At 42.0% G+C, this 23,259-nt stretch carries 24 protein-coding genes, 1 tRNA gene and 1 pseudogene; 9 read left to right on the forward strand and 17 right to left on the reverse strand.

Annotation, left to right across the window (positions count from 1 at the left end; translation table 11 throughout):
- Both R2Q26_RS02730 and R2Q26_RS02735 read left to right on the forward strand, forming a co-directional pair.
- Positions 1-79, forward strand: a pseudogene (locus R2Q26_RS02730) (IS5/IS1182 family transposase); the annotation flags it as partial.
- Positions 80-382: 303 nt separating this feature from the next.
- Positions 383-1,261 (forward strand): formate/nitrite transporter family protein, encoded by an 879-nt coding sequence (locus tag R2Q26_RS02735; RefSeq protein ID WP_317534866.1) that lies wholly within the window; start codon positions 383-385, stop codon positions 1,259-1,261.
- A gap of 47 nt (positions 1,262-1,308) precedes the next feature.
- Here the strand turns inward: R2Q26_RS02735 and R2Q26_RS02740 are convergent, their stop codons facing one another.
- The 14 genes from R2Q26_RS02740 to groES form a co-directional block, all read right to left on the reverse strand.
- Positions 1,309-1,878: a hypothetical protein gene (locus tag R2Q26_RS02740; RefSeq protein ID WP_317534867.1), complete on the reverse strand. Its 570-nt coding sequence runs from the start codon at positions 1,876-1,878 to the stop codon at positions 1,309-1,311.
- Entirely contained in the window at positions 1,862-2,488 is a 627-nt protein-coding gene (locus tag R2Q26_RS02745; protein WP_090571733.1) for an SCO family protein, read from the reverse strand. The genes R2Q26_RS02740 and R2Q26_RS02745 overlap by 17 nt, the downstream gene beginning before the upstream one ends.
- 137 nt (positions 2,489-2,625) lie before the next feature.
- A complete protein-coding gene (locus R2Q26_RS02750; RefSeq protein WP_317534868.1) occupies positions 2,626-4,107 on the reverse strand; it encodes a cbb3-type cytochrome c oxidase subunit I in 1,482 nt (493 codons plus the stop codon).
- A 46-nt stretch (positions 4,108-4,153) separates the two neighbouring features.
- Complete coding sequence (locus R2Q26_RS02755) at positions 4,154-4,678, reverse strand: cytochrome C oxidase subunit II (RefSeq protein WP_317534869.1); 525 nt, start codon at positions 4,676-4,678, stop codon at positions 4,154-4,156.
- A gap of 289 nt (positions 4,679-4,967) precedes the next feature.
- Positions 4,968-5,717 carry an IS630 family transposase gene (locus tag R2Q26_RS02760; RefSeq protein WP_317534870.1) on the reverse strand — a complete coding sequence of 250 codons (750 nt, stop codon included), beginning with the start codon at positions 5,715-5,717 and terminating at the stop codon, positions 4,968-4,970.
- Positions 5,718-6,463: 746 nt separating this feature from the next.
- On the reverse strand, positions 6,464-6,847 hold the full coding sequence (locus R2Q26_RS02765; RefSeq protein ID WP_317534871.1) for a DciA family protein: 384 nt from the start codon (positions 6,845-6,847) through the stop codon (positions 6,464-6,466).
- 272 nt (positions 6,848-7,119) lie between these two features.
- The gene (gene lon / locus R2Q26_RS02770) at positions 7,120-9,543 is read right to left on the reverse strand and encodes an endopeptidase La (RefSeq protein WP_317534872.1); all 2,424 of its coding nucleotides are present in this window, start codon (positions 9,541-9,543) and stop codon (positions 7,120-7,122) included.
- Positions 9,544-9,709: 166 nt separating this feature from the next.
- Positions 9,710-10,996 carry an ATP-dependent Clp protease ATP-binding subunit ClpX gene (gene clpX / locus R2Q26_RS02775; RefSeq protein WP_317534873.1) on the reverse strand — a complete coding sequence of 429 codons (1,287 nt, stop codon included), beginning with the start codon at positions 10,994-10,996 and terminating at the stop codon, positions 9,710-9,712.
- A gap of 91 nt (positions 10,997-11,087) precedes the next feature.
- Positions 11,088-11,666 carry an ATP-dependent Clp endopeptidase proteolytic subunit ClpP gene (clpP, locus tag R2Q26_RS02780; protein ID WP_317534983.1) on the reverse strand — a complete coding sequence of 193 codons (579 nt, stop codon included), beginning with the start codon at positions 11,664-11,666 and terminating at the stop codon, positions 11,088-11,090.
- Between the two features lie 46 nt (positions 11,667-11,712).
- On the reverse strand, positions 11,713-13,029 hold the full coding sequence (gene tig, locus R2Q26_RS02785; protein ID WP_317534874.1) for a trigger factor: 1,317 nt from the start codon (positions 13,027-13,029) through the stop codon (positions 11,713-11,715).
- A gap of 91 nt (positions 13,030-13,120) precedes the next feature.
- Positions 13,121-13,206 (reverse strand) — tRNA-Leu (locus R2Q26_RS02790).
- Between the two features lie 59 nt (positions 13,207-13,265).
- Complete coding sequence (locus tag R2Q26_RS02795; protein ID WP_090571745.1) at positions 13,266-14,024, reverse strand: SDR family NAD(P)-dependent oxidoreductase; 759 nt, start codon at positions 14,022-14,024, stop codon at positions 13,266-13,268.
- A 265-nt stretch (positions 14,025-14,289) separates the two neighbouring features.
- The gene (gene groL, locus R2Q26_RS02800; protein WP_317534875.1) at positions 14,290-15,933 is read right to left on the reverse strand and encodes a chaperonin GroEL; all 1,644 of its coding nucleotides are present in this window, start codon (positions 15,931-15,933) and stop codon (positions 14,290-14,292) included.
- A gap of 55 nt (positions 15,934-15,988) precedes the next feature.
- Positions 15,989-16,279, reverse strand: a complete 291-nt coding sequence (gene groES / locus R2Q26_RS02805) for a co-chaperone GroES (RefSeq protein WP_317534876.1) — start codon at positions 16,277-16,279, stop codon at positions 15,989-15,991.
- A gap of 267 nt (positions 16,280-16,546) precedes the next feature.
- Here groES and R2Q26_RS02810 point away from each other — a divergent pair, with 267 nt between their 5' ends.
- The 6 genes from R2Q26_RS02810 to R2Q26_RS15445 all read left to right on the forward strand — a co-directional run bounded on the left by R2Q26_RS02810 (position 16,547) and on the right by R2Q26_RS15445 (position 20,434).
- Positions 16,547-16,687, forward strand: a complete 141-nt coding sequence (locus tag R2Q26_RS02810; protein ID WP_317534877.1) for a hypothetical protein — start codon at positions 16,547-16,549, stop codon at positions 16,685-16,687.
- Between the two features lie 179 nt (positions 16,688-16,866).
- Entirely contained in the window at positions 16,867-17,514 is a 648-nt protein-coding gene (locus tag R2Q26_RS02815; protein ID WP_317534878.1) for a nucleoside deaminase, read from the forward strand.
- 113 nt (positions 17,515-17,627) lie between these two features.
- On the forward strand, positions 17,628-17,894 hold the full coding sequence (locus R2Q26_RS02820; protein WP_317534879.1) for a hypothetical protein: 267 nt from the start codon (positions 17,628-17,630) through the stop codon (positions 17,892-17,894).
- 637 nt (positions 17,895-18,531) lie between these two features.
- Positions 18,532-19,884 carry an adenosylmethionine--8-amino-7-oxononanoate transaminase gene (gene bioA / locus R2Q26_RS02825; RefSeq protein ID WP_317534880.1) on the forward strand — a complete coding sequence of 451 codons (1,353 nt, stop codon included), beginning with the start codon at positions 18,532-18,534 and terminating at the stop codon, positions 19,882-19,884.
- Between the two features lie 75 nt (positions 19,885-19,959).
- Positions 19,960-20,238 carry an MBL fold metallo-hydrolase gene (locus R2Q26_RS02830; protein WP_411182312.1) on the forward strand — a complete coding sequence of 93 codons (279 nt, stop codon included), beginning with the start codon at positions 19,960-19,962 and terminating at the stop codon, positions 20,236-20,238.
- Positions 20,156-20,434 carry an MBL fold metallo-hydrolase RNA specificity domain-containing protein gene (locus R2Q26_RS15445; RefSeq protein ID WP_411182313.1) on the forward strand — a complete coding sequence of 93 codons (279 nt, stop codon included), beginning with the start codon at positions 20,156-20,158 and terminating at the stop codon, positions 20,432-20,434. Before R2Q26_RS02830 ends, R2Q26_RS15445 begins: the two co-directional genes overlap by 83 nt.
- An 85-nt stretch (positions 20,435-20,519) precedes the next feature.
- On the opposite strand, the gene R2Q26_RS02835 is transcribed toward R2Q26_RS15445, so the two are convergent.
- Positions 20,520-22,358 carry a hypothetical protein gene (locus tag R2Q26_RS02835; RefSeq protein ID WP_317534881.1) on the reverse strand — a complete coding sequence of 613 codons (1,839 nt, stop codon included), beginning with the start codon at positions 22,356-22,358 and terminating at the stop codon, positions 20,520-20,522.
- An 81-nt stretch (positions 22,359-22,439) separates the two neighbouring features.
- On the opposite strand from R2Q26_RS02835, the gene R2Q26_RS02840 reads away from it, so the two are divergent.
- Positions 22,440-22,694 carry a hypothetical protein gene (locus R2Q26_RS02840; RefSeq protein ID WP_317534882.1) on the forward strand — a complete coding sequence of 85 codons (255 nt, stop codon included), beginning with the start codon at positions 22,440-22,442 and terminating at the stop codon, positions 22,692-22,694.
- On the opposite strand, the gene R2Q26_RS02845 is transcribed toward R2Q26_RS02840, so the two are convergent.
- Together R2Q26_RS02845 and R2Q26_RS15450 are read right to left on the reverse strand one after the other, a co-directional pair.
- On the reverse strand, positions 22,686-22,979 hold the full coding sequence (locus R2Q26_RS02845) for a hypothetical protein (protein WP_317534883.1): 294 nt from the start codon (positions 22,977-22,979) through the stop codon (positions 22,686-22,688). The two genes, R2Q26_RS02840 and R2Q26_RS02845, sit on opposite strands and share 9 nt — an antisense overlap.
- Positions 22,976-23,143, reverse strand: a complete 168-nt coding sequence (locus R2Q26_RS15450; RefSeq protein ID WP_411182314.1) for a phosphate-starvation-inducible PsiE family protein — start codon at positions 23,141-23,143, stop codon at positions 22,976-22,978. Before R2Q26_RS15450 ends, R2Q26_RS02845 begins: the two co-directional genes overlap by 4 nt.
- Between the last annotated feature and the right edge of the window lie 116 nt (positions 23,144-23,259).

The following is a 23,259-nucleotide window of genomic DNA, read 5'->3' on the forward strand; positions in this document are numbered from 1 at the left end:
TACGCGATATGACAAATTGAAAAGAAATTACGAAAGTATGATTGCCATGGCATGTGGATATCTGTGGCTACCTATGTAAAATGTCAACAGACCCTAGTCAATAAGCAACACATCAAACTTCAAGCTATAAAACATAACCGGCTTGCAAATAACCAACTAAGGAGTTCTCCTATCACCTGAATCAATGAAATCAACATTTCACGTTTGTCTCTATCATCTTCTACGAATTTGGTCTTGCTCTTTCAGTGACTTAAATGATTAAACGGTCAAGTTGTTTGCTTGCCACTTACTCTAAGATGTGGCAGAATCCTTGCCTATTATGCACTTAATCGCATAGTATAACAGTCAGTATTTCCTTGATTAACGCTATCTAAGAGAAAAAATGAAAGAATCCGAACATGCCATTCAATCCAGTGTAGTCGCAGAAACCATGTCAGCTGGTGGTAGCGCAATCCCGCCTAAAGCAGGTGATTCAACTTTCATCGATAGCGTCCCACCTTTGCAGATGGGGCGTGACCTTGTTGAAGATGCAGTCAAGAAAAGTAAATTTAGCGTTTCCCAGATTCTGGTACGGGGATTTTTGTGCACACCATTTCTTGCCTATGCCACAGCTCTCTCCGCATTGCTGGCATCTCAAGGATGGCCGACAGCAGCCGCTGGTCTTCTTTTCCCAGTTGGCTATATCATGCTGGCAATACTCGGTCTTGAAATGGCGACTGGCAGTTTCTCCGTTATGCCCATGGCTTTACTTGCTGGGCGAATCAAATTATTAAGCGTGATAAGTAACTGGACATGGACATTCATAGCCAATCTGGTTGGCGGCATTTTCTTCGCCTGGTTGCTTTGGTTTGCCTTGACCAAGGGAGGTGCAGGAGAAATTCCTGGTGTATTGACCACGCTAGCTAGACTCGCTGAAAAGAAAGCCTCTTATTCCGAATATGGCATGACTGGCTGGTTTGCGGCTATTGGTATGGGAGTGTTATGTAACTGGCTAGTCAGCCTCGGACCAGTTTTCGCGAAGGCATCGCGAAGTGTGCCTGGCAAGGTGATGCTGATCTGGCTACCCATTGCAACCTTCTTTGCGCTTGGTTTTGAGCATGCTGTCGTAAATATGTTTGTCTTTCCGGTAGGAATTCTATCTGGCGCTGATGTAACCATTTCACAATGGTGGCTATGGAATCAAATTCCAGTAACGATAGGCAATATTCTGGGAGCAGTAGCATTTAATTCAGTGTTGTGGTACCGCACACATAGTGCATAAAACAGAATAGCGCGGCAATGTATTTAATGTACCTCTACCGCGCACATTCAAGTTTTAACGATCCTGGTTCCGAACATAATGCGTAGCGTCCAGGCGACAGCCCAAGCACTTCCACCTAATAAAAGCAGTTGTCCTAGAATACGTTGGTCACTCAGCAGATAATTTGCACAAAGGCGATCTGGCAGATCTAGATATAACCACCCTAGACGCATAAAAGTAGCCCAAAATTCCAATTTTAGAACTCCTTGCGCGATAGGATGAAGCAATGGCCAACTTAAACTAAGCGAAATACCCATTAAAGGAATCGTAATAAATTTTACTAACTCGAAATACCATTCTGATACCGCTGCATCCAGGGCGCGTGGCAACATCCAGTAAGTCATGATAACAATAGCCAACGCCATACCTGTTATTCCCCATCGATTCCATGGTACTATCTTGCTTTTCCAATGCTCAGATAATGATTTTCCGATCATCCATCCAATTATCGTCAATATTGGGATCTGAACCAGCATGTGTGTCACCATACTTTGTTCCAGAAATTGTTGCAAAGGAGGTAAAACCAGTGCAACAAACGCTACCAGCAACAACCATTCCTGCTTAATCTTGATGGACATTTTCTTTATTTATTACTTGAGTTAGATATTCTTTTAGCTCATTAAGCTGCTCTACGCCAAAAATAGCAACTAACCTACTCTCTGGGTCAATAACATGATAGCCTGCAGAATGTGTATAACCACCATATTCATCAGGGATAACGATTACCTTAAAGAAATCAAGAATAATTTCTTTCTGCGATAAACTGGTTGGACGCGCCGCCATCCAGTATTTTAAATTGGCAGAAAAGTGAGAAAGGTGTTCTTTTAGTCTCTGAGGAGTATCATTTTCTGGGTCGAAACTGATACTCAAGAAACGTAAATTATTTTTCTCTAGTTGCGCAGCAAAATCATTTTGTAGGCTTCTTAAGCCGCTGCTAAGTATCAGACATACACTTGGGCAGCTCGTATAAATAAAATCTATAACTATAAATTGACCGTGCCAGTCGTGCAAACTAACAAGCTCTGAATCTTGATTCTGTAAACGCCAGTTAGGTACAGAACGAGGATTCTCACGCACTTCGAGGCGGCGTGCTTCTTCTACAGTAAAAGCACGCCCGCCATCTGTGCTTACCCACAGAATGAGCAATCCAGTGATAACTATGAAAATCGTTGCCAGGAAAGTTCTCACTCCTTATTTCTCCTTTAGCCAAAAGGCCAAAAATATCTCAAAACCGGTTGCTTATCTTACCTATAGCCACACTTGCTTTCTGAGTGATATTTAAGACCTTTTTTAACAATTCTCCCTGATGAGGGAGAATTGTAACTTTAGCGCGGATCAGCAGCCCGAGGCAAGCTGATAAGCGCACGCAACGTAAATAACAGTGCTCCCACTACAACCAATGCAGCAGCCACAGTACCAACCTGTGCAAAGGTTACCCATTCTGTCATATGGGTTGCCCAGCGACGAGGAATACCGTTTGCGCCACTGGCAAGAAAGACCATGGATGTCATGAGGGCACCGATTAAGTAAGCATAGAATCCTAAGTTATCAGTTGCCTTGAGTTGATCACCTTGACGTCCCTCACCAGTAAGATGATAGGTAAAACCAAAGATCATCGGCAGCAATCCAAGTAGCAAGTAGAAGTGGAAATGCCCTGGCACCCACAAGGTGTTATGGAATACTCGATTGACGGTGATCATCGCATCCAGAATAGCAGGGATTACACCTGCGGCCCAGCCAAACATAGATAAGAACAATAATTTTGTAGTGGTACTCCATTGAATACCAGAACGATAAACGATCATTAATGCACCGTAGCCAGTAACTACCAGAACTGGTATGCCACTACCAAAAGAAAGCACTTGCCCGACTATCAATGCCCATTGAGGCATCGGAAAATCCATCATTAAATGATGTGGGTAAACTGCCATCACCATGAACACAATAGCAAACCAGGCTGCATAAAAGACCTTGTTAGTTTTCCATGGGCGACCCGTGTATCGAGGCAATAATTCATACACTGCAGTAACAGATGCATAAATGGTAGCGTTAATGAAGACATGACCAAAGAAATAAATTAAATTTTTCATCAGTAATGCATCAGGCTGGAACTCTGGCGTGTAAAGATTAATCAGGCCCATGACCAATACCACCGCTCCTGCAGCTATACCTAAAAAGTTGACAATCATCACCATGGTACCGGCGACTACAGTTGCTGGATGGGTATAATCAACTGCTTCCTTACCAAAAAGCTGAGTGAGTCCAAGCGCTCTAGAGAGGCTACCATAGCGCGCTAGAATGCCTCTGCCCATATCCAGATAAAGAATCAGAAATCCAGTTCCAATGACCAGCAACCCTAACTGAAAAACAGCTGCTGCTCCTGTAGACCAGACTCCCATAGATTTGGCTGGCAAGGGATAAAGAAAGGTCCACGCGCCTCCATAACCACCCAGAAAAATGGAGCCCAGAATCATGACGACGCCGGTCAGAAAAATGATGAAATTGATCCAGAATATGCTATTGCTTAAGCGTACATATTGACGTAAAAAATACCATAATACCCCGGTCGAGGCGATTCCTGCCGCACCCACAACCCCTACACCGTGCACTGTCATGATTTGATAAAACAAGTCAGCGCCAATTTCCAGCCAGGTACCTTGCACTGCCCTCATGGTCAGCCCAGCTAGCATCATTAACAGAAATACCAGTAATCCCCCGATCAGATGCGCCTTGACAGCAATCAGGGCATTCTTGTTTTCTGAATCGCTATATTCAATTTTTCCACTCGCTACCGCTGTACTACTCATAACCCCCTCCACTCTTTAATTGTTCTCAATATTACTGTTGATCTGCTTATTTTACTGTTAACTCTGTGATCATGGCGTGATGTGCCAAACCACAATACTCCAGGCACAGAATTTTATATTTCCCTGGCTTATCAAATGTATGCAAAAGTTTATTGGTGTAGCCTGGCATAGCCTGGGTTTGTCCAACTAAATTCAAATTTTCATCATAGATGCCGAATCCATGGTTTACATCCTCTCCAGTCACAAGGAAAGTAACCGGTTTGCCTGCATCCACGGTATCAGGCGCTATCGTCCAATACCACTGATATGCACCTACCTTTACAACCTGGTGGTCATTCTCAGGATAATCTTTTTTCTGATCTGGGATTGGGAACGGATTAGTTGAAACAAATGAAACGGCAATACCAAGGGTAAGTAAGAAAAGAAACCATTTGCTACGTACCCCATACCATTTCTTTGTGATTGACGGATAATCTGCTTCAACTTTCTTTGAATTAACAATAACAAAGTAAAAAACTGCTACGATCAAACCCATGCACACAAGTGTGACAGCATATACTGTTGAAACCATTTTAAATTTCTCCCTCCATTTAATTGACGTTCAAACCCGCGAATCTACATTTGATATAAAGTGCTGTCAACTTATTCTTGACATAAAAAAATCCATTTTTGCCTTGTGGTTTATTGAGTTACGCTCGATCTACCCCTGACAGATCAGGAATCTTTCGTAAGTATATATGCATAAAACCAAGATAACATCAACTATAGCTAAACCAGTTAGGAATGATTCAAAGAGCATTCTCATTGAAGAGACCCTCGATGGAGCATCGAAATTTTCTGCGCAGGACTTTTGATTGCGCTCATTTGTGTTCTATGAGGTTGAGGTCCGGGGAGTAAGCGGGTAGGTATTCGAGCACGTGCCCAGCTTTGGCGATGACCTCCTGGATATCCTGTCGCTTGTGGAAAGCGGCGTTGTCCATCACGATGACGCAAGCCGGAGGAAGTTTGGGCAACAGGTCTTGCACGGTCCACGCGTAGAAAACATCGGCATTAATGCTCGTCTTGAACAATCCGATGGTATGCAGGAATTCTCCGATCAGCGCACCGATGACGTTTGTCCGCTCTTTGGCATGCCAGTCCCGGACGCCGTAGCATCTTTGCCCCAGGGGAGGATATCCATGCATGCGCGGCATATCATGGGCAAATCCACTTTCATCAATGTAAACAATCGTGCGACCGACAGTTTCATGCGCCTTGATTTTTTCCTGGAAGGAAAGCCGTGCGCCTTCGTTCGCCCCAGGGTGCCGCAGTGTTTTTTTATAGCTCACGCGCAATTTCCTCAGGGCAAGAAAAATCGCATTTTGCGTAACACCCAGACGCTTTGCTCGCTCAAACTGGTAAGCATCGGGGTAATCGAGAACATCCTGGCGCAGCGCGTCGAGATCAATCTTGCGTCTTCTGAGCCCTTGTGGCTTGCGATAGATATTATTAATCCAGCGCGCCACGCTTGCCACACCAACATCAAACCGGGCCGCCACCTCCGCTATTGTGAGTCCTTCTTTCTTTCGAACAGACAGAACTTTACGGCGAAAATCCAGCGTATATGCCATGCCTTCTATCATAATCATAATTATCTTGTTTTGCTATATCAATCGGGAATACAGAAGTCGAAATGACAGCAAAAAAAGATTCCAGTACTTCTGGTGCAAAACATAACTTCACCTGCATAACATCCAACATGGTATAGCCGTCCAGCTACCCGATTACAGACAAATTGTTTCCGCATCAATAGTCGCAGTAGCTGCAAACCGTATTTACCTTATCTGTACTGCGCTGTGTTTGTGTTATCCTGGAAACCATGGGGGACCGTTTAGTTGAAAAGTTAATGCCTCGGCATAAATCCCTCCTGCAACCGCACGATGAGGCTACTAGGAGAGCGCATCCCATGTTGCGCCAAATGCGAATACTGCGTTGCTCTTTGTTATGAGGGAGCAGCCTTTCATCGCACCTTGCTTACCCCCAGCTAAACGCATGCCACGTCGCATCCAATCACAGTTTTTAGGATTATTGCTATGATCGACAATTTAAGGAAAACAACTGCAGGATGGATGCCCAATCCGCAAACAAACGCTCTATCCAGATGAAATCAAACTGATTGCTGTTGATTGCGCAACGCTATCATTAGCCGATTTTAGGAAATCGCGCCATCTTCAAAATCGGTGCGCCGCAAAACCCGGTCACAAACACAGGTAACTGATTTAGAATAGAATTTTTTGTGGATAGCTTTTAGATTTGATGCAAAATGCTATTGATCTAACTCACGCTATCAAATTGATTACACGAGATCTTCTCACTTCTATGAGTGATTCGGTTCAGTTTTACAGTTATTGAGCAATGATTCGATCGCAGTTCTAAGGGGAGATAGAGGCATTGCCAAAGCAAATTGATTCAAATTTTGCGCGGCCCTTTGGCTAAGTTGTGGTTTCTGTTTAGATGAAATGCTAAACAAATTTTTACGGTAATCGGCATACACGATAATTTGAATAGATTCTACTTGTGAACCAAACTTTCTTAGTAATGATGGGGTAATATATTTTAATTTTGCGGCTATAGTACTGTTATCTGCATAGATTACGAGCAATCCATCAGAAAATTTACCAATAATGCATCGTTTAGCTAGTTGAGGAGAAACAATTCTAAAAAATGTGCATTGTATCTCAATAATTTGATTTGCTGACACGAACAAGCTCTGATGAGCCGGCATCCTGCTAAGGACGTTTAGAAAGCCGCTCACTCTGTGCGCAGTCATAAACTTTACCGCCATTCCAAAATACGTTAATTTAACCTAAAAAGCGCAGCTGAACAAGCTATCCCATGCATGTCATCCAGGCAATACTACACCCTTCACGAGAATTATTTTCCCCGCTTGCAGGATAATTGAAATAGAACTTGTTTACGAATACGACATCGGCATGTACACTCGCGAACCCCATTTCTCATATATTACACTAGCTAATGTTTAATAATAGCATTACTAACATCATCTTCATTAATGGCTGTTAGTGTGTTCTGAACTGCTGATGGAAGCGTTTCCGGTCTATGCTCTAGCGCCAATTCCAGAACCTGATCTATCCATTTTACTGGTTGAATTTTCAGCTTGCTCTTTATATTTGCCGGGATTTCATTTAAATCTTTAATATTATCTTCTGGTATCAGCACCATCTTAATACCACCGCGATGAGCCGCTAATAATTTTTCTTTGAGCCCCCCTATTGGCAATACTTCTCCACGTAGTGTTATCTCTCCAGTCATAGCTATGGTTGCACGCGCTGGAATACCCGTCAGTACAGAAACCATAGCAACGCAAATCCCAATACCTGCACTTGGCCCATCCTTGGGTGTGGCACCTTCTGGCAAATGAATATGAATATCTTTTTTTAAATAAAAATCCTCTGCTATGCCAAGTATTGCTGCACGACTACGGACCACAGATAGTGCAGCTTGCACTGATTCCTGCATAACTTCACCTAATTTCCCTGTAGTAATCGTTTTTCCTTTACCTGGCAGCGCTACCGCCTCAATTGTTAGCAACTCACCGCCTACTTCAGTCCATGCCAAACCAGTCACTTGTCCTATCTGATTCTTCTCTTCTGCAACTCCATACGTATAACGATGAACTCCCAAATATTTAGCAAGATTCCGCGAATTAACGGTAAGTCCCTCTTTCTCTTCCTTCTTATTACTTACGATAGTCTTTACCACCTTACGACAAATCTTGGATATTTCACGCTCCATACTACGCACACCAGCTTCGCGCGTATAATGCCGGACAATATCTCGTAGAGCAGATTCAGACAGTATCAGTTCATTTTCTTTAAGTCCATGGTTTTGTATTTGTTTAGGTAATAAGTACCGTTTGGCAATATGAAGCTTCTCATCTTCCGTATAACCCGATAAACGTATCACTTCCATACGATCAAGCAGTGCAGAGGGTATATTCAGTGTATTTGCTGTCGCAACAAACATCACATCGGATAAATCGTATTCAACCTCAATATAATGATCAACAAAAGTACTATTTTGCTCTGGATCAAGCACCTCCAATAACGCTGATGCTGGATCTCCGCGAAAATCCATTCCCATCTTATCTACTTCATCCAATAAGAAGAGTGGGTTTTTGACACCAACCTTAGTCATATTTTGTAGAATTTTTCCTGGCATCGACCCTATATAAGTACGACGATGACCTCGTATTTCTGCCTCATCACGTACCCCTCCTAAAGACATACGCACAAATTTCCGATTAGTCGCACGAGCAATAGATCTTCCAAGAGAGGTCTTACCAACTCCTGGGGGACCGACAAGGCAAAGGATTGGTGCTTTTAGTTTGCTAACCCTTTGTTGTACTGCCAAATATTCAACTATTCTTTCTTTAATTTTTTCTAATCCGTAATGATCTTGCTCTAACACAGCTTCTGCTGCATTAAGATCCTTACAAATTTTACTTTTCAACTTCCACGGTAACGAAACTAACGTGTCAATATAATTGCGGACCACCGTTGCCTCAGCTGACATCGGTGACATAAGACGCAATTTTTTAAACTCTGACTCAGCTTTCGCAAGAGCATCTTTAGGCAGTGAAGCAGCTTTAATTTTTTTCTCGATTTCCTCTAGATCAGCTCCTTCCTCTCCTTCCCCCAATTCTTTCTGAATGGCTTTTACCTGTTCATTCAGATAGTAATCTCGCTGACTCTTCTCCATCTGACGCTTAACTCTTCCGCGAATACGCTTTTCTACTTGAAGAATATCGAGCTCCGTTTCCAACAAACCAAGTAAATGCTCTAATCGCTTCTGCACATCAAAAATTTCAAGTATTTCCTGCTTTTTCTCTAATTTCAGTGGCAGATATGCAGCGATAGTATCAGCCAGTCGTCCGGCTTCATCAATACCCGCAAGAGATGCTAGAATTTCAGGCGGTATTTTCTTATTTAATTTTACAAACTGATCAAACTGTGATACTAGAGCACGGCGAGCAGCCTCTATTTCTGGTGTGTTAGTAGCACTTTCAGTCGAGATCTGAATTGCCTTTCCTGAAAAATAAGATTCCGAGTCAATAAATTCTAAAATACGCCCCCGATAGCTCCCTTCCACCAGCACTTTAACAGTACCATCAGGAAGTTTAAGCATTTGAAGAAGACTCGAAACACAGCATATGCTATAAAGATCTCGTGGTGTAGGATCATCCTTGGCCGCTGATTTCTGGGCTACTAACAAAATATTCTTACCAGATTCCATAGCAAGCTCTAATGCCTTTATGGATTTTGGTCGCCCGACAAATAGTGGGATCACCATATGTGGAAAAACAACTACATCACGTAATGGTAATAATGGCAAAATCAATTGATTGGATTCGTTATCGTTAGCTACCGAGGTCATATTTTCACTTTAGATTAAGCACCACCGGTCTAAATTATGGTGCTATTCAAAAATATAGAATTAGGAATACTACAGTGTACAGTAGTTATTTCATGCGCTTCTGAATTTGATGTTTTTTACCAACTTTACTCTAGATATACTAGTTATACTTGGCCATCATAATTCTTTAAGCTTGCTTTGAATTCTTAGTAATCTTTGGTTGTTCTGAATAAATCAAAATTGGTTTGATATCACCATTTACAGATCCATGATCAATCACAACTTTAGAAACGTTTTCAAGGGAGGGTAAATCATACATTATATCTAATAATATCTCTTCCAGAATTGATCGCAAGCCACGTGCGCCTGTTTTACGCATCAATGCTTTCTTAGCTATCGCTTTGAGCGCTTGCTCCCGGAACTCTAATTCAACACCTCCTTCCATGTTAAATAGCTTCCAGTATTGCTTAATCAAAGCATTTTTAGGTTCAGTTAATATTTGGATCAGAGCAGCCTCATTAAGTTCATCTAATGTTGCAATGACTGGCAAACGTCCAACAAACTCTGGAATTAAACCATACTTAATCAAGTCCTCAGGCTCAACAGCTTTTAATACTTCATTAATCTCTTTATGATTATTACGGTTGATTATTTCAGCGCCAAAACCTATACCGCCTTTTTCCGATCGCGACCGTATTATTTTATCAATGCCATCAAATGCTCCCCCACAAATAAATAAGATATTGGTGGTATCTATTTGAATGAACTCCTGATTAGGATGCTTACGCCCACCTTGGGGAGGGACTAAAGCAATTGTCCCCTCTATTAACTTTAACAAAGCTTGCTGCACACCCTCGCCTGAAACATCTCGCGTAATAGAAGGATTATCAGATTTACGTGAAATCTTATCTATTTCATCAATGTAAATAATACCGCGCTGAGCCTTTTCTACATCATAGTTACACTTCTGCAGTAATTTCTGAATGATATTTTCTACATCCTCTCCCACATATCCCGCTTCGGTCAGTGTTGTTGCATCGGCAATAATAAATGGCACATCTAATAATCTTGCCAATGTTTGTGCTAGCAGCGTTTTACCGGAACCAGTGGGGCCAATTAAAAGAATGTTACTTTTTGCAAGCTCAATATCATCAGTATCACTGACTTTGGTAAAATTCCTTAAACGCTTATAGTGATTATAGACAGCTACAGAAAGAATCTTCTTGGCTGATTCTTGACCGATAACATATTGATCAAGAATCTTACAAATTTCACGAGGTGTGGGTAAATTAGATTTCACTAATTTGGTAGTTTCATTAAGTTGCATTTCTTCACGAATAATGTCGTTACAAAGATCAATACATTCATCGCAAATAAATACAGACGGCCCTGCAATGAGCTTCCTCACCTCATGCTGACTTTTGCCACAAAAGGAACAATAGAGAAGTTTATCGCCATCCATTTTTTCAGACATAATTTGACTCCATGACCATTGAGCAACGCGACTTTAATAAAGAAATAAAACTATTCAAATCTAATTACACCTCTTGAGGCATATGCCCAATTTATTTCTTATTGTCTCTACTCGTAAATACAGCGTCTACGAGACCATACTTTACTGCTTCTTCGGCACTAAGAAAATTATCACGGTCCGTATCTCTTTCGATGGTTTCTACTGATTGACCACTATGCTTAGCCATGATCTCATTCAAACGACTTTTCAGATACAAAATCTCTCTAGCATGAATTTCTATATCCGAAGCTTGCCCCTGAAATCCCCCCATAGGTTGGTGAATCATGACGCGAGAGTTAGGTAAACAAAAGCGCTTACCCTTTGCTCCAGCCGCCAACAACAAAGAACCCATACTTGCAGCCTGACCAACACAAAAAGTGCTGACATCCGGTTTTATAAATTGCATGGTATCGTAAATAGCTAGTCCCGCAGAAACCAGACCACCAGGAGAATTGATATAAAAATAAATATCTTTATCCGAACCTTCTGATTCTAAAAATAATAGCTGAGCCACAATCAAATTTGCTGATACCTCAGTAACAGGCCCTACCAGAAAAATAATCCTTTCTTTTAATAATCGGGAATATATATCATAAGCTCGCTCACCTCTCCCACTGGTTTCAATAACCATCGGGATCAAACCTAAACCTCTTGTATCCAAAATAACTCACTCCTGATTAAGCTGATGCCTGAGAATATCCCATCAAATCCTCGAAAGTCATCTCTTGATCAATTACTTTAACCTGCTCCAATGCCCACGAAACGACATTGTCTTCCAGTACTAATGACTCAATCTCTTTTAAACGCTCAGGTGATGAGTAATGCCACTTAATCACTTGTTCAGGATTCTCATAACTCTGAGCATAATACTCTACATATTTCTTTGTCTGTTCCGGTTTAACATTCAAACTATGGATTTTTACAATTTCAGCTAAAATCAAACCCAATTTCACCCGCCGTTCAGCTCTTTCCCAAAATATTTCAGGGGAGATAGGAATATCCTTATCAGCTATCCCTTTTGCTGCAAGGCTGTTTTTAGCATCCTGAATCAAATAGTTTACTTCTTGCTCAACTAAAACTCTTGGTACATTACATACGGTCGTATCAAGTAAGCACTGCATGATTTGTTCCTTCAGTTTTGCTCGCGTCCTTTGGAAAACTTCACGCTCAAGACTCAATCGAATTTCCTCATACATTTTCTTTACGTCGCCATCTTCGATACCAAGTAATTTGGCAAATTCATTATCGATATCAGCCAGCACAGGCGCCTCAACTTTGTTGAGCTTGATATTAAATGTAACAGATTTTCCTGCAATTTCTTTATCATGATAATCAGCTGGGAAAACCATCTGAAATGATTTCTCATCTCCCGCACTCATACTGATAATAGCATTTTCAAAATCTTTTAAAATGTTTCCATCACCCAGAATCAAAGTAAAATCTTGTGCCGTGCCGCCACGAAATTCATTTCCATCGATCAGACCTACGTAATCGATATTAACTCGATCACCTAATGCTGCTGGATGATCAGTCAATTCGTATTCGGCTCTCTGTTTTTGCAAGACATGCAATGTTTTTTCAACTTCTTGATCACCAATTTTTACGACGGGCTTATTCACATTAAGTACACTCAAGTCTCCAAGCGTTATATCTGGATAGACTTCAAATGTTGCACTAAATTCATAATGAGCATTATTTTCTTCAGACTGCTTAGCCTTAAAATGTGGAGCACCCACAATTCGTAAATTTTGCTGCTGAACCGCTTCTTGAAAGTGCTTCTGCAATATTTCTCCCAGCACTTCCTGGCGCAACTGCGCGCCAAATTGTTGAGCCACTATTTTCAGCGGCACTTTACCGGGACGAAAACCTTGTATTTTTACTTTTCCAGCCAAGCGCTTTAGACGATCATCTAATTCCACTTGGATTTTTTCTTGAGAAATCGAAATATCAAGATTTCGTTCCAGAGGATTGGGATTTTCAACGTTTGATTGCATTAAATCTTCCTAAATAACCGCTAATATAATTGCCAAGACGAATAAATTGCTTTATGTAGTTTAAGCAGAAATGGATTCAATCTTGCTTCCCTGGTGCGAAAGGGGGGACTCGAACCCCCACACCTCATCGGCGCCAGAACCTAAATCTGGTGCGTCTACCAATTCCGCCACTTTCGCGCATTACTCTGCTTTTTACTCTTTAATTATACCTTGTTATTCATAATATCACAGCCGGACTATCTTGCATCTTGACAAGATATTACTTTGCCGCTCACTCCCTTACTATCTGGCCCCATGAAGAAAAGATAAGCTCTCATCAAATCCTGAGGCTGAGGCAATAGATGTTTCATTTCACCTGGGTGAGTTTTCATGCGTTGAGGCGAATGAACAGGGCCAGGAATGAGTGTATTGATACGTAAATTTGGCAATAATTCCCATTCTTGGGATTGAATTTTAACCAATGCTTCTATACCCGCTTTAGCTACTGCAAATCCACCCCAGTAAGCAGATGGCTCATGGCCATGTGTATCTGATGTCATAATAACGCTAGCATCAGAAGAAGCTTTAAGCAATGGCAAGCAAGCTCGAGTAAGCGCAGCTGGTGCAAGTAAATTAACTTGCATGATTATTTGCCATTGCTCAAGCGTATGGTTCTCCAATGGCATTGGACCAAAAGCAAAAGCAGCATTATGCAGTATTCCATCTAATCTCCCCAATTGTGATTCAATTGCGTCAGCGATGGCCTGAAAATCCTTCTCTACCGCTTTCTCAAAATCAAAAGGGAAAATGACTGCTTCTTCTCTACCTAGTGCTTGAATGTCATCGTAGACATGTTCTAGTTTTTCAACTTTGCGACCATGCAAAATTACCGTAGCACCATGAGTTGCGTAAGCTATCGCAGCAGCACGCCCAATCCCTTGTCCCGCTCCGGTAACTAAAATGACTCGCTCGCTGAGTAAATCTTTATCGGCCTGATAATTCTTTAAATTATTCATCAAAAATAGAGCAGTAACATGGAAAACGATTTATTTTATAACCATCTCATGCAAAATCAATTGCAATACCATGCATGCTATTGCTTGTTCGACAGAGAGGGGAAAAGGTCAATTAATTTCTAAAGCAGATCTTTGATGCAGAACTAATAAATGTATGAAGAGTTTATGCTTAAAAGTGATCCATAAAAATTAAACGCTACAGCAACAAATTGCTGAAACAAAATCTGCCACTGTAGCGATCCTATCATAACCAAAAAGAATAGGGTTACATTTCCATGCCGCCCATACCGCCCATACCGCCCATACCAGCACCATGAGCAGCAGCTTCTTCTTTTGGCAGTTCCGCCACCATGGCATCAGTCGTCAGAATGAGAGCAGCAACAGAAGCAGCGTTTTGCAATGCTGAACGTGTTACTTTGGTAGGATCCAGCACACCCATGGCAACCATATCCCCATATTCACCTGTAGCAGCGTTGTAACCAAAGTTGCCTTGGCCTTCTTTCACTTTGTTTGCTACTACTGAAGGTTCTTCACCACTATTAGCCACAATTTGACGCAATGGTTCTTCTAATGCACGTAAAACGATTTTAATACCTGCATCTTGATCGTGATTTTCACCTTTCACTTTACTTAGGGTGTCAATAGCTCGCATTAATGCAACGCCACCTCCAGGGATGATCCCCTCTTCGACTGCTGCGCGTGTAGCATGCAGCGCATCTTCGACACGGGCTTTTTTCTCTTTCATTTCAACTTCGGTAGCCGCGCCCACTTTAATGACAGCTACCCCACCCGCCAATTTTGCCACCCGCTCCTGGAGTTTTTCCTTATCGTAATCGCTCGTAGCTTCTTCGATTTGAGTACGAATTTGAGCCACGCGCGCCTCAATATTTTTAGCACTACCCGCACCATCGATAATGGTAGTATTTTCTTTTCCGATCTCGATGCGTTTTGCTTGTCCCAAATCTTCCAATTTAGCTTTTTCGAGTGATAACCCAACTTCCTCGGCAATCACTGTACCGCCTGTAAGGATTGCAATATCTTCCAACATCGCTTTACGACGATCGCCAAAGCCTGGCGCTTTAACGGCGCAAGTTTTAAGTATTCCACGTATATTGTTTACCACCAGCGTGGCCAGCGCTTCGCCATCTACATCCTCAGCAATAATCAACAACGGTCTGCCTGACTTGGCTACTTGTTCCAGTACTGGCAGTAAATCACGAATATTGGAAATTTTCTTGTCGTGCAACAAAATATAAGGATTTTCCAGTAATGCGATTTGTTTTTCCGCACTGCTGATAAAATAAGGTGAAAGATAGCCACGATCAAATTGCATACCTTCGACGACTTCAAGCTCGTTTTGTAAACCTGAGCCATCTTCAACCGTAATTACCCCTTCTTTCCCAACTTTTTCCATTGCCTCGGCAATGATCTTACCTATTTCCACATCAGAATTGGCTGAAATACTGCCAACCTGCGCAATTTCCTTGCTGGTGGAACATGGCTTGGAAAGTTTTTTCAAATCTTCAATGGTTGCTATAACCGCTTTATCGATACCGCGTTTTAAATCCATCGGATTCATGCCAGCTGCGACATAACGCATGCCTTCTTTTACGATGGACTGCGCCAATACGGTTGCTGTTGTGGTGCCATCACCGGCCACGTCAGATGTTTTGCTCGCTACTTCCTTGACCATCTGGGCGCCCATGTTTTCAAATTTATCTTTCAGTTCGATCTCTTTCGCTACTGAAACGCCATCCTTGGTGATCGTGGGCGCGCCATAAGAACGCTCCAGCACTACATTACGTCCTTTTGGACCCAATGTAACTTTAACCGCATCTGCTAGAATGTTAACCCCATTGACCAAATTATGACGGGCCACATCACCAAACCTTACTTCCTTTGCTGCCATAATCTTTCTCCTAATTTACAGTTAATTATCTAATCGCTAGTAATCTTAAATCCAATTAACCTTCGATCACTCCCATGATGTCTTCTTCACGCATTACCAGGTACTCTTCACCTTTTATCTTAACGGCTTGGCCAGCATATTTTCCAAACAGTACTTTATCGCCCACTTTTACTTCCAGCGCGCGAATTTTCCCATCATCACCCACCTTGCCTTTTCCTACCGCAATTATCTCACCTTGATCTGGCTTTTCTGCAGCAGTATCGGGAATCACAATTCCAGAAGCAGTCTTGCGTTCTTCTTCCAACCGCTTAACAATAACACGGTCATATAAGGGGCGAATATTCATAGTTGTTTCTCCTAATAGTGATTAAAAACATGAACATCATTAAATTAATAATATTGACCTGGACACAGAAAGTCCTACAAAAATGTTGGCAATAAACATAAATATTATTAGCACTCATCGCCGACGAGTGCTAATAATAGAATCTATTAGAAGGAAATTCAAGTCAATGAGTGATAAAAAGTCAATAAGTTTGTAAGGAGGAGAATAAAACCGGAATGATTAAGAAAGAAAAAGCGGAATAAAAAACACTGGGTATGCTAATTGTTTATGAAGCATGCTGGAGCGACAAGGAATTCAGCAAAGGCTGAAACACGGGGGCGTTTGAAAAGTGGTTTTACCACTAAAATTCATGCCATTATCGATGCACTGAGTAGTCCCCTGGATTTTATATTGACTGGTTTTGATTGAGTGTTTCTTCCAAAAAATTAAATATTACAGAAAAATATCTTCTTGATTTGAGAAAATGGCAGAAATTACATGGAGTTTATACAGTTTGTCTCAGCGTTGATTTAGCTTCACTAAAATGTCAATTGAGCCTAGTCGAGCGGTCGAATCGACTCTATCATTAAAAGGAGTCAAAAACGATAATGAATACCTTTAACCAAATCAAGGATGAGAACCGCAGAGCCTTTATTAAAGGCATGAGTTATTACGCAAGCTTAGGGCTGACTTTTTCGACCTTGTTAGGAGGATGTAAACCCATTAATGAGCATTCTATGGTTACACCATTGAATCTGACACCAGCCGAATGGCAGCATCTGCATCGCTGTATCGAATTGGCAACCGAAGCTTTGGAAGCAGGTGACGAGCCGTTCGGTTCTGTACTCGTGGCGGCGGACGGCACTGTTCTCGCCGAGGACCGCAATCGTGTGGTTTCTTCCGGTGACCGGACTCGTCATCCAGAGTTCGAGTTGGCGCGTTGGGCCGCGGCGAACATGACTGCTGAGGAGCGAGCTGCAGCTACCGTCTTCACCTCAGGTGAACACTGCCCGATGTGCGCCGCCGCGCATGGCTGGGTCAGATTGGGTCGCATCGTGTATGTGAGCTCTTCCGATCAACTGATGACTTGGCTTGCCGAACTCGGAGTTCCACCATCTCCGGTGCGTAGCTTGTCAATTCGGGAGATTGTTCCCGATTTATTGGTAGAGGGCCCGATCCCCGATCTCGCGGAGCAGGTGCGCGAACTGCATCGTCGCTTCCACAGATCATCTCGAGAAGCAAGACCACAAATCTAATCCGGATGAAGGTAATCTTGCCGGAAATTGCCTAATCCTCTGCTACGGCGAATTGCTCTGTTGTCACTGAGCAGGGGTTAGCGGAGCGATGATCGTGAGGTTTGGCGCCCACTTTGTCATACTTAAATGAAGCACGCAAAGCAGGAGCCGATGTGCTTTATATACTTACCGGTGAGAGAAGCGGTAATGATTTGGCTTATGCAAGAGCCTCATCAAAGTTGCTTTATCAGATAGAAATATTGCTAGGTTTGAAGGGCAAATTCCGTATCTCTGCCATCAGCGCGTTGAGCTTGATGAGCAACAAGAAATTGAGAGTCTTACAAGTCAAAATGAAGTATCTATTTAACCTTGGATTGAAAATGTTAAGGAATGACTCTTAACTTCTACTAATCCAGATAGCTGTCTTGATCTTGATTTATTTACCTCTGTCTTAGCTGAAATTGAATCATATGTCGAGACAACAGGAATAAAGCTTGCAACAGATAAAAAAGTTAAAGCTTTAATAATGCTTTATCAAATATTCAAAGCAAGTGGTAAAGTGGACAATAAGATGCTAAAAGAAGTCATTATGCTCGTCAGCTCATAACTGCCTCATTATTGCCACAACGTATCATTCAGAACAACCTGGAAGCTCATAGCAAGATCAAGCAGTGACAGGGTTTTCAGTGGAACGGTAAAGTACAAATAGTTTTAACGATATATTGCCGCTGCTATTATGGTGATAAATTTGCATGTTATTTGGCATTGACCATAAAAACGGCGTTAACCCGTGTAGAGATGCAGGTTTATCTCTATAAAAAGGAAAGTATTGTGCATGGGAAATGAATCTAAATCCTCATATATCCTCCTATTTAGTATCTAGCAATCATTCCTGAACAGGAAAATATCAATCACATGCAATAATTCCATATTTATTTTCTATTTTTGCCTAAAAAGTTTCATTTTTGGTCATTTTCTAAAAGTGTTTTTCCAAGCACTTAGTGACTTTAATCTATTATATTTAATAAATAATTTCGTATGTCTAACACTAACTCTGGAATTCCACAATCATCACCCCCCCTTCATGATAAAAATTTGCCAGAACGTAGTCAGAAAGCTGTTTGGCACCCCTGTACCCAAATGAAGCAGCATGAAGATCTTCCACTTATATCCATTGTAAGAGGACAAGGAGTCTGGCTATATGATTCCGATGGTAATCGCTATATCGATGCGATCAGCTCATGGTGGGTCAATCTGTTTGGTCATTGCCATCCCTATATCAATAGCGCGCTGAACGATCAACTCAGCAAACTTGAGCATGTCATGCTTGCAGGGTTCACACACGAACCAGTGGTATTGTTATCAGAGCGCTTAAGTAAATTAACCCCAGGAAATCTCGGACATTGCTTTTATGCCAGCGATGGTGCCTCGGCTACTGAGATTGCCTTGAAAATGAGTTTTCATTATTGGCAACAATGTGGCTTGACCAAAAAAATTGATTTTATCAGCCTGCAAAATGGCTACCATGGCGAAACACTGGGTGCGCTATCAGTGACTGATGTCGCTCTTTTTAAACAAACCTACGCCCCATTACTGCGACATACCCAACATATGCCTTCGCCAGACTGGCGCAATGCTTCGCAAGGAGAATCCCCCAAGGATTATGCATTAAGAGTAGCTAATGAATTGGAAAACTATCTAGCTGAACATTATGAACACATTGCAGCTCTGATTCTTGAGCCACTTATCCAAGGCGCTGCAGGAATGGCTATGTATCATCCCGCTTACCTAAAGCGTGCCAGAGAAATTTGTGACAAATATCAGGTACATCTGATTGCTGACGAAATTGCTGTTGGATTTGGTCGTACAGGAACAATGTTCGCTTGCGAGCAAGCCAGCATCACCCCGGATTTTTTATGTTTATCAAAAGGATTGAGCGGCGGTTATTTGCCGCTTTCGGTCGTTTTGACAACGCCTAATGTATTCCAGGCCTTTTATCATGACAAGACTTCACAGGCTTTTCTGCATTCACATTCTCATACAGGCAATGCCTTGGCATGTCGCGCGGCTCTAGCAACACTCGATCTATTCGAGCAGAACAACATTATTGAAACCAATCGTGCCAAAGCGAACTATCTCAACCAATTGTCGCAACCGTTGCAATCTCACCCAAAAGTAAAAAACTTTCGCAACTGCGGCATGATTTGGGCATTCGAAGTCATTACAGATGATACTGACTTTACGAATACCTTTTTTAAAAGGGCTCTCGACAAACAGCTATTGCTTCGTCCACTTGGGAATACCGTCTACTTCATGCCTCCATATATCATTAATGAGGAAGAAATGACATGGCTGGTAAAAAGTGTTGTACACATTCTTGATACATTTTAAACCAAGAAGGAAAAGAAGCTACCGTATGCAACTTACTTTTCTGGGCCGGCCTGCGAAGTCACAGGGCCAAGCTATTTGATTGAAACAAATCACACACATTTTCTGGTTGATTGCGGCATGTTCCAAGGCGGGCGCGAGGCAGATCGCAAGAATAAAGCTGCTTTCAATTTTGATCCAGAACAGATTGATTTCGTTTTGCTCACCCATGCTCACATTGATCACTCCGGCCTCCTGTCCCGCCTCAGCACCTGGGGGCTCAGAGGCCCTGTCTATGCCACTAAAGCCACCAGCGACCTACTCAAAGTCATGCTCAAAGATAGCGCTTATATTCAAGAAAAAGAGGCTGAGTGGTAAAACAAAGCGCTCCGACGCCGCGCATGCCGATCAGGCAGGTTTACTGAATTGGTTGAAACACTTCAATAAAGCTCCAGAAAGAATCTTTATCGTTCATAGTGAACCGAGTAATGCCGCTGCCTTGGCGAACGCTATCGAACAAAAGCTGAAGTGGCATGCCACTGTGCCAGAACGATTAACCTCAATTCCACTTTAAAGCCGTGAGCTAAAATGTCACATTCCAAGAATCATACATTGAACTGCTAATGGGTTATCAACTATACACTCATGAAGTCAAAGGGTTAGTGCAGCTTATCAACAAATGAAGAATCTATTTTACAACCTGCAATTTCGGGATGATTCAGCAAATCCTGCTTGAAATCCCTGAAGCTAGGCAACTGAAAACTAATCCGATTTATTTTTCCTGAAGCAAACTCAAATTCCATTGCACCACCTTTAGCCCAGGGGCTACCTTCTTTAGTCGTAAACAGTAAAATCCCCATATTACTTACCTGTTGATTGGGAACTGGTCTAGCACAGCTGAGCTTATCAAGAGACAAGCCGGAAAACACCTGAACCAGCTGATGTGCGCTAACAACAAGCCCTTCGCCAGGTATAGTAGCTGGCACTGCTGCGGCTTTGACTGACTTGACTTCGGTTGCCGGGGGCGCATTTAACATTTGCTCAAGACCAAAATCGCCCAAATGATTTTGCAGTAATACTGTGCCATCACCATTTTTTGCCGTTGCCAGCAAAGGATAAATCTGCCGCTCCGTTTCGGTTTCATTTGAATTTTTTAATACTGAAACCAATTGTCGTTCAATTGATTTGAGGTGTGTAAACAACCGCTCTTTTTTCTCACTGGACTCGATAGTTTGCCGCCAATCAGAAGGTAGATTGACAGAAAGTCCCATTGCTTTCATTACCACATAATCATCATCGGCCAGACAGTTACCAAAATCCTTGCTACTGTAACTGCTTATCAATTCTGAGTTTAAGTGGCTGCTTAAGGATTTTTTTTGATCCAGATTGTAATTTTTCCAGTCATTGCTGTTGTGCAAGAAATAATAAATCAAAGCATTACGATCAAATTTATTAAACCCTAAATCTTTCATCACCAATTTTAATTTGCGGCAATTGCTTTCAACATCAGCATAATTGCTCCAATCAGGTTTTAAATTAGGTTTAGACGGATGATTAGATTGCTGAATTAAATCCAGTAATTTTATTTCGCCGGTCGTTGTTTTTATAGGCGAGTAGCCGATTTCATCAAATGACAAATCACGTGCATTGGGCGCACCATCCCCTTTTATTTTAAGCAATAATGAAGGAATAATTTCGGGATAAATATTCAGTTCTCCCAAAGGGAGGGTATCTGAACTTAAAATATTGATGCCTCCTTCTGCAACCGCATAAACTTTAAACACGGTTTGATTGAGTGAACCCGACTTACCAGAATAAGTGACTATGGCAGGCAAAGAATATGATTCAGAGCTGTTTTTTACTTTGTTTAAAACGGCGTGTTGCTGCTGATTATTGTTAAGCCATTGAGCTGAAAACTGTCCCATTAAAGCTACACCTGCACCTACACCAGTCAGAGACAGTAAGCTGCCGGCAGCTGTAACATCGCCAATTAAGCCTGAAACATCTACATCACTGTTGGCGCTCGAATAAAAACTATAATCGACCAGCGTTTCTTTTCCGGTATCCAGCCGCATCCAAGGAGTTAGGTTAATTTTTTTGGCATCAAATTTAAAATTACATTTGCCACCTGCCGAATGATATATAAAGCCAGTGGCTTCATTGCTAAATTTTAAAATATCATTGCGCACACTAAAAACCAAGGCTGAAGAAAAATCGCCTTCTTTATAAGAAGGCACAATATTGGTGCAGCCTTTTTTTAGAATGTTTTCACCTTTGTATTCAAATTCAGAAACCAGACGCACATAATAATCATCGCCATCAATCACTGAAAATCCTGAAACGGGCGAAAAAGGACGCTGCTTTGTTGTTTGTGTTTTTGAATCACCAGTTTCCGCAGTAGGATAATCAACAGCAAGCTGACGCACTGAGGTACACCCAACCAATACTACCGCAGCAATGACACTCAATCTTAAATAAGAAACATAAGGAATCGACATAGAGCAAACCTTGTACCAGCAATTCCGGTACACCTAATAAAGAATGAAATATTAAGGCTTTATCAAAAAGTTAGGCGAGTCATGATTTCGCAAACCCAACACAAGTACGATGCTTACGCACAAAGCGACACTTTGTACGGAGACAGAGAGTATGCGCCTAAGGCGCGTAATGAATTTCGATATACCGTTACACAATTTCCTGAGATTCTTCAGCAATCCCATCGTCTTGGGATGTCACCGTTTTTCGACATGTTGATAATCGGGACCATTGACTACATAGCCCATAACGGCGATTTTCTTGTATTCAACATCAGATTACTGAGTACGCTATATTAGCATTTGTTCATGCAAATAATTTTGAATATCCGAGGCGAGCTTGTGAAAATAGTCACTCATAATATGAGCGCAGCCTGTGCAGGAAATAATCATAGATAAATCGGCAGCATGACTTCTTCCAAAAAATGGGCAGCCAGGGTTTCCGTTGCCGCCACTGTGATGCTTCCGTATAACGGTTGGCACATACGCACCGGGGCTTGTATAAGGGCAATAGCTTTCTAACGCAGCAGCGCCATCATGCACACGCAAAGTGAGCATTGCTGCTGCCCCTGTATACGTTTTCAAGCCCTCACTTCTTTCTCAGCATTGCGAGAAAGATGATCATCACGTTCACGCATTAACCAATAAGTTATACCAACAGCCAAGATAATGGCAGCCAAGCCAAACAATGTCTCCGGCGTCGTTAATTTGAGATCCAGGATAATGAGTTTGCGAGCCAGCGCCAGCAAAGGCTATCAACAAGACAACCTTCGTTTGGAGGATGCTTTGCTGACGGGTAACGACATATTGAAGCGTATGATTGAATTCCAGCGCAATCAATAGCGTCATGATCTCGCCAAAGTCA

Origin of the sequence: Nitrosomonas sp. Is37, assembly GCF_033063275.1 — a bacterium.
In the GTDB taxonomy this organism is placed as follows: Bacteria; Pseudomonadota; Gammaproteobacteria; order Burkholderiales; family Nitrosomonadaceae; genus Nitrosomonas.

What these genes read in the sequence shown, in the direction of transcription:
- lon (WP_317534872.1), bottom strand. Translation starts at nt 9,543, where the DNA reads ATGACCTCGGTAGCTAACGATAACGAATCCAATCAATTGATTTTGCCA.
- tig (WP_317534874.1), bottom strand. Translation starts at nt 13,029, where the DNA reads ATGCAATCAAACGTTGAAAATCCCAATCCTCTGGAACGAAATCTTGAT.
- R2Q26_RS02740 (WP_317534867.1), bottom strand. Translation starts at nt 1,878, where the DNA reads ATGTCCATCAAGATTAAGCAGGAATGGTTGTTGCTGGTAGCGTTTGTT.
- R2Q26_RS02750 (WP_317534868.1), bottom strand. Translation starts at nt 4,107, where the DNA reads ATGAGTAGTACAGCGGTAGCGAGTGGAAAAATTGAATATAGCGATTCA.
- R2Q26_RS02760 (WP_317534870.1), bottom strand. Translation starts at nt 5,717, where the DNA reads ATGGCATATACGCTGGATTTTCGCCGTAAAGTTCTGTCTGTTCGAAAG.
- groL (WP_317534875.1), bottom strand. Translation starts at nt 15,933, where the DNA reads ATGGCAGCAAAGGAAGTAAGGTTTGGTGATGTGGCCCGTCATAATTTG.
- clpP (WP_317534983.1), bottom strand. Translation starts at nt 11,666, where the DNA reads ATGGTTATTGAAACCAGTGGGAGAGGTGAGCGAGCTTATGATATATAT.
- R2Q26_RS02815 (WP_317534878.1), top strand. Translation starts at nt 16,867, where the DNA reads ATGAATACCTTTAACCAAATCAAGGATGAGAACCGCAGAGCCTTTATT.
- R2Q26_RS02755 (WP_317534869.1), bottom strand. Translation starts at nt 4,678, where the DNA reads ATGGTTTCAACAGTATATGCTGTCACACTTGTGTGCATGGGTTTGATC.
- groES (WP_317534876.1), bottom strand. Translation starts at nt 16,279, where the DNA reads ATGAATATTCGCCCCTTATATGACCGTGTTATTGTTAAGCGGTTGGAA.
- clpX (WP_317534873.1), bottom strand. Translation starts at nt 10,996, where the DNA reads ATGTCTGAAAAAATGGATGGCGATAAACTTCTCTATTGTTCCTTTTGT.
- R2Q26_RS02735 (WP_317534866.1), top strand. Translation starts at nt 383, where the DNA reads ATGAAAGAATCCGAACATGCCATTCAATCCAGTGTAGTCGCAGAAACC.
- R2Q26_RS02835 (WP_317534881.1), bottom strand. Translation starts at nt 22,358, where the DNA reads ATGTCGATTCCTTATGTTTCTTATTTAAGATTGAGTGTCATTGCTGCG.
- R2Q26_RS02795 (WP_090571745.1), bottom strand. Translation starts at nt 14,024, where the DNA reads ATGAATAATTTAAAGAATTATCAGGCCGATAAAGATTTACTCAGCGAG.
- R2Q26_RS02810 (WP_317534877.1), top strand. Translation starts at nt 16,547, where the DNA reads ATGAAGCATGCTGGAGCGACAAGGAATTCAGCAAAGGCTGAAACACGG.
- R2Q26_RS15445 (WP_411182313.1), top strand. Translation starts at nt 20,156, where the DNA reads ATGCCACTAAAGCCACCAGCGACCTACTCAAAGTCATGCTCAAAGATA.
- bioA (WP_317534880.1), top strand. Translation starts at nt 18,532, where the DNA reads ATGTCTAACACTAACTCTGGAATTCCACAATCATCACCCCCCCTTCAT.
- R2Q26_RS02840 (WP_317534882.1), top strand. Translation starts at nt 22,440, where the DNA reads ATGATTTCGCAAACCCAACACAAGTACGATGCTTACGCACAAAGCGAC.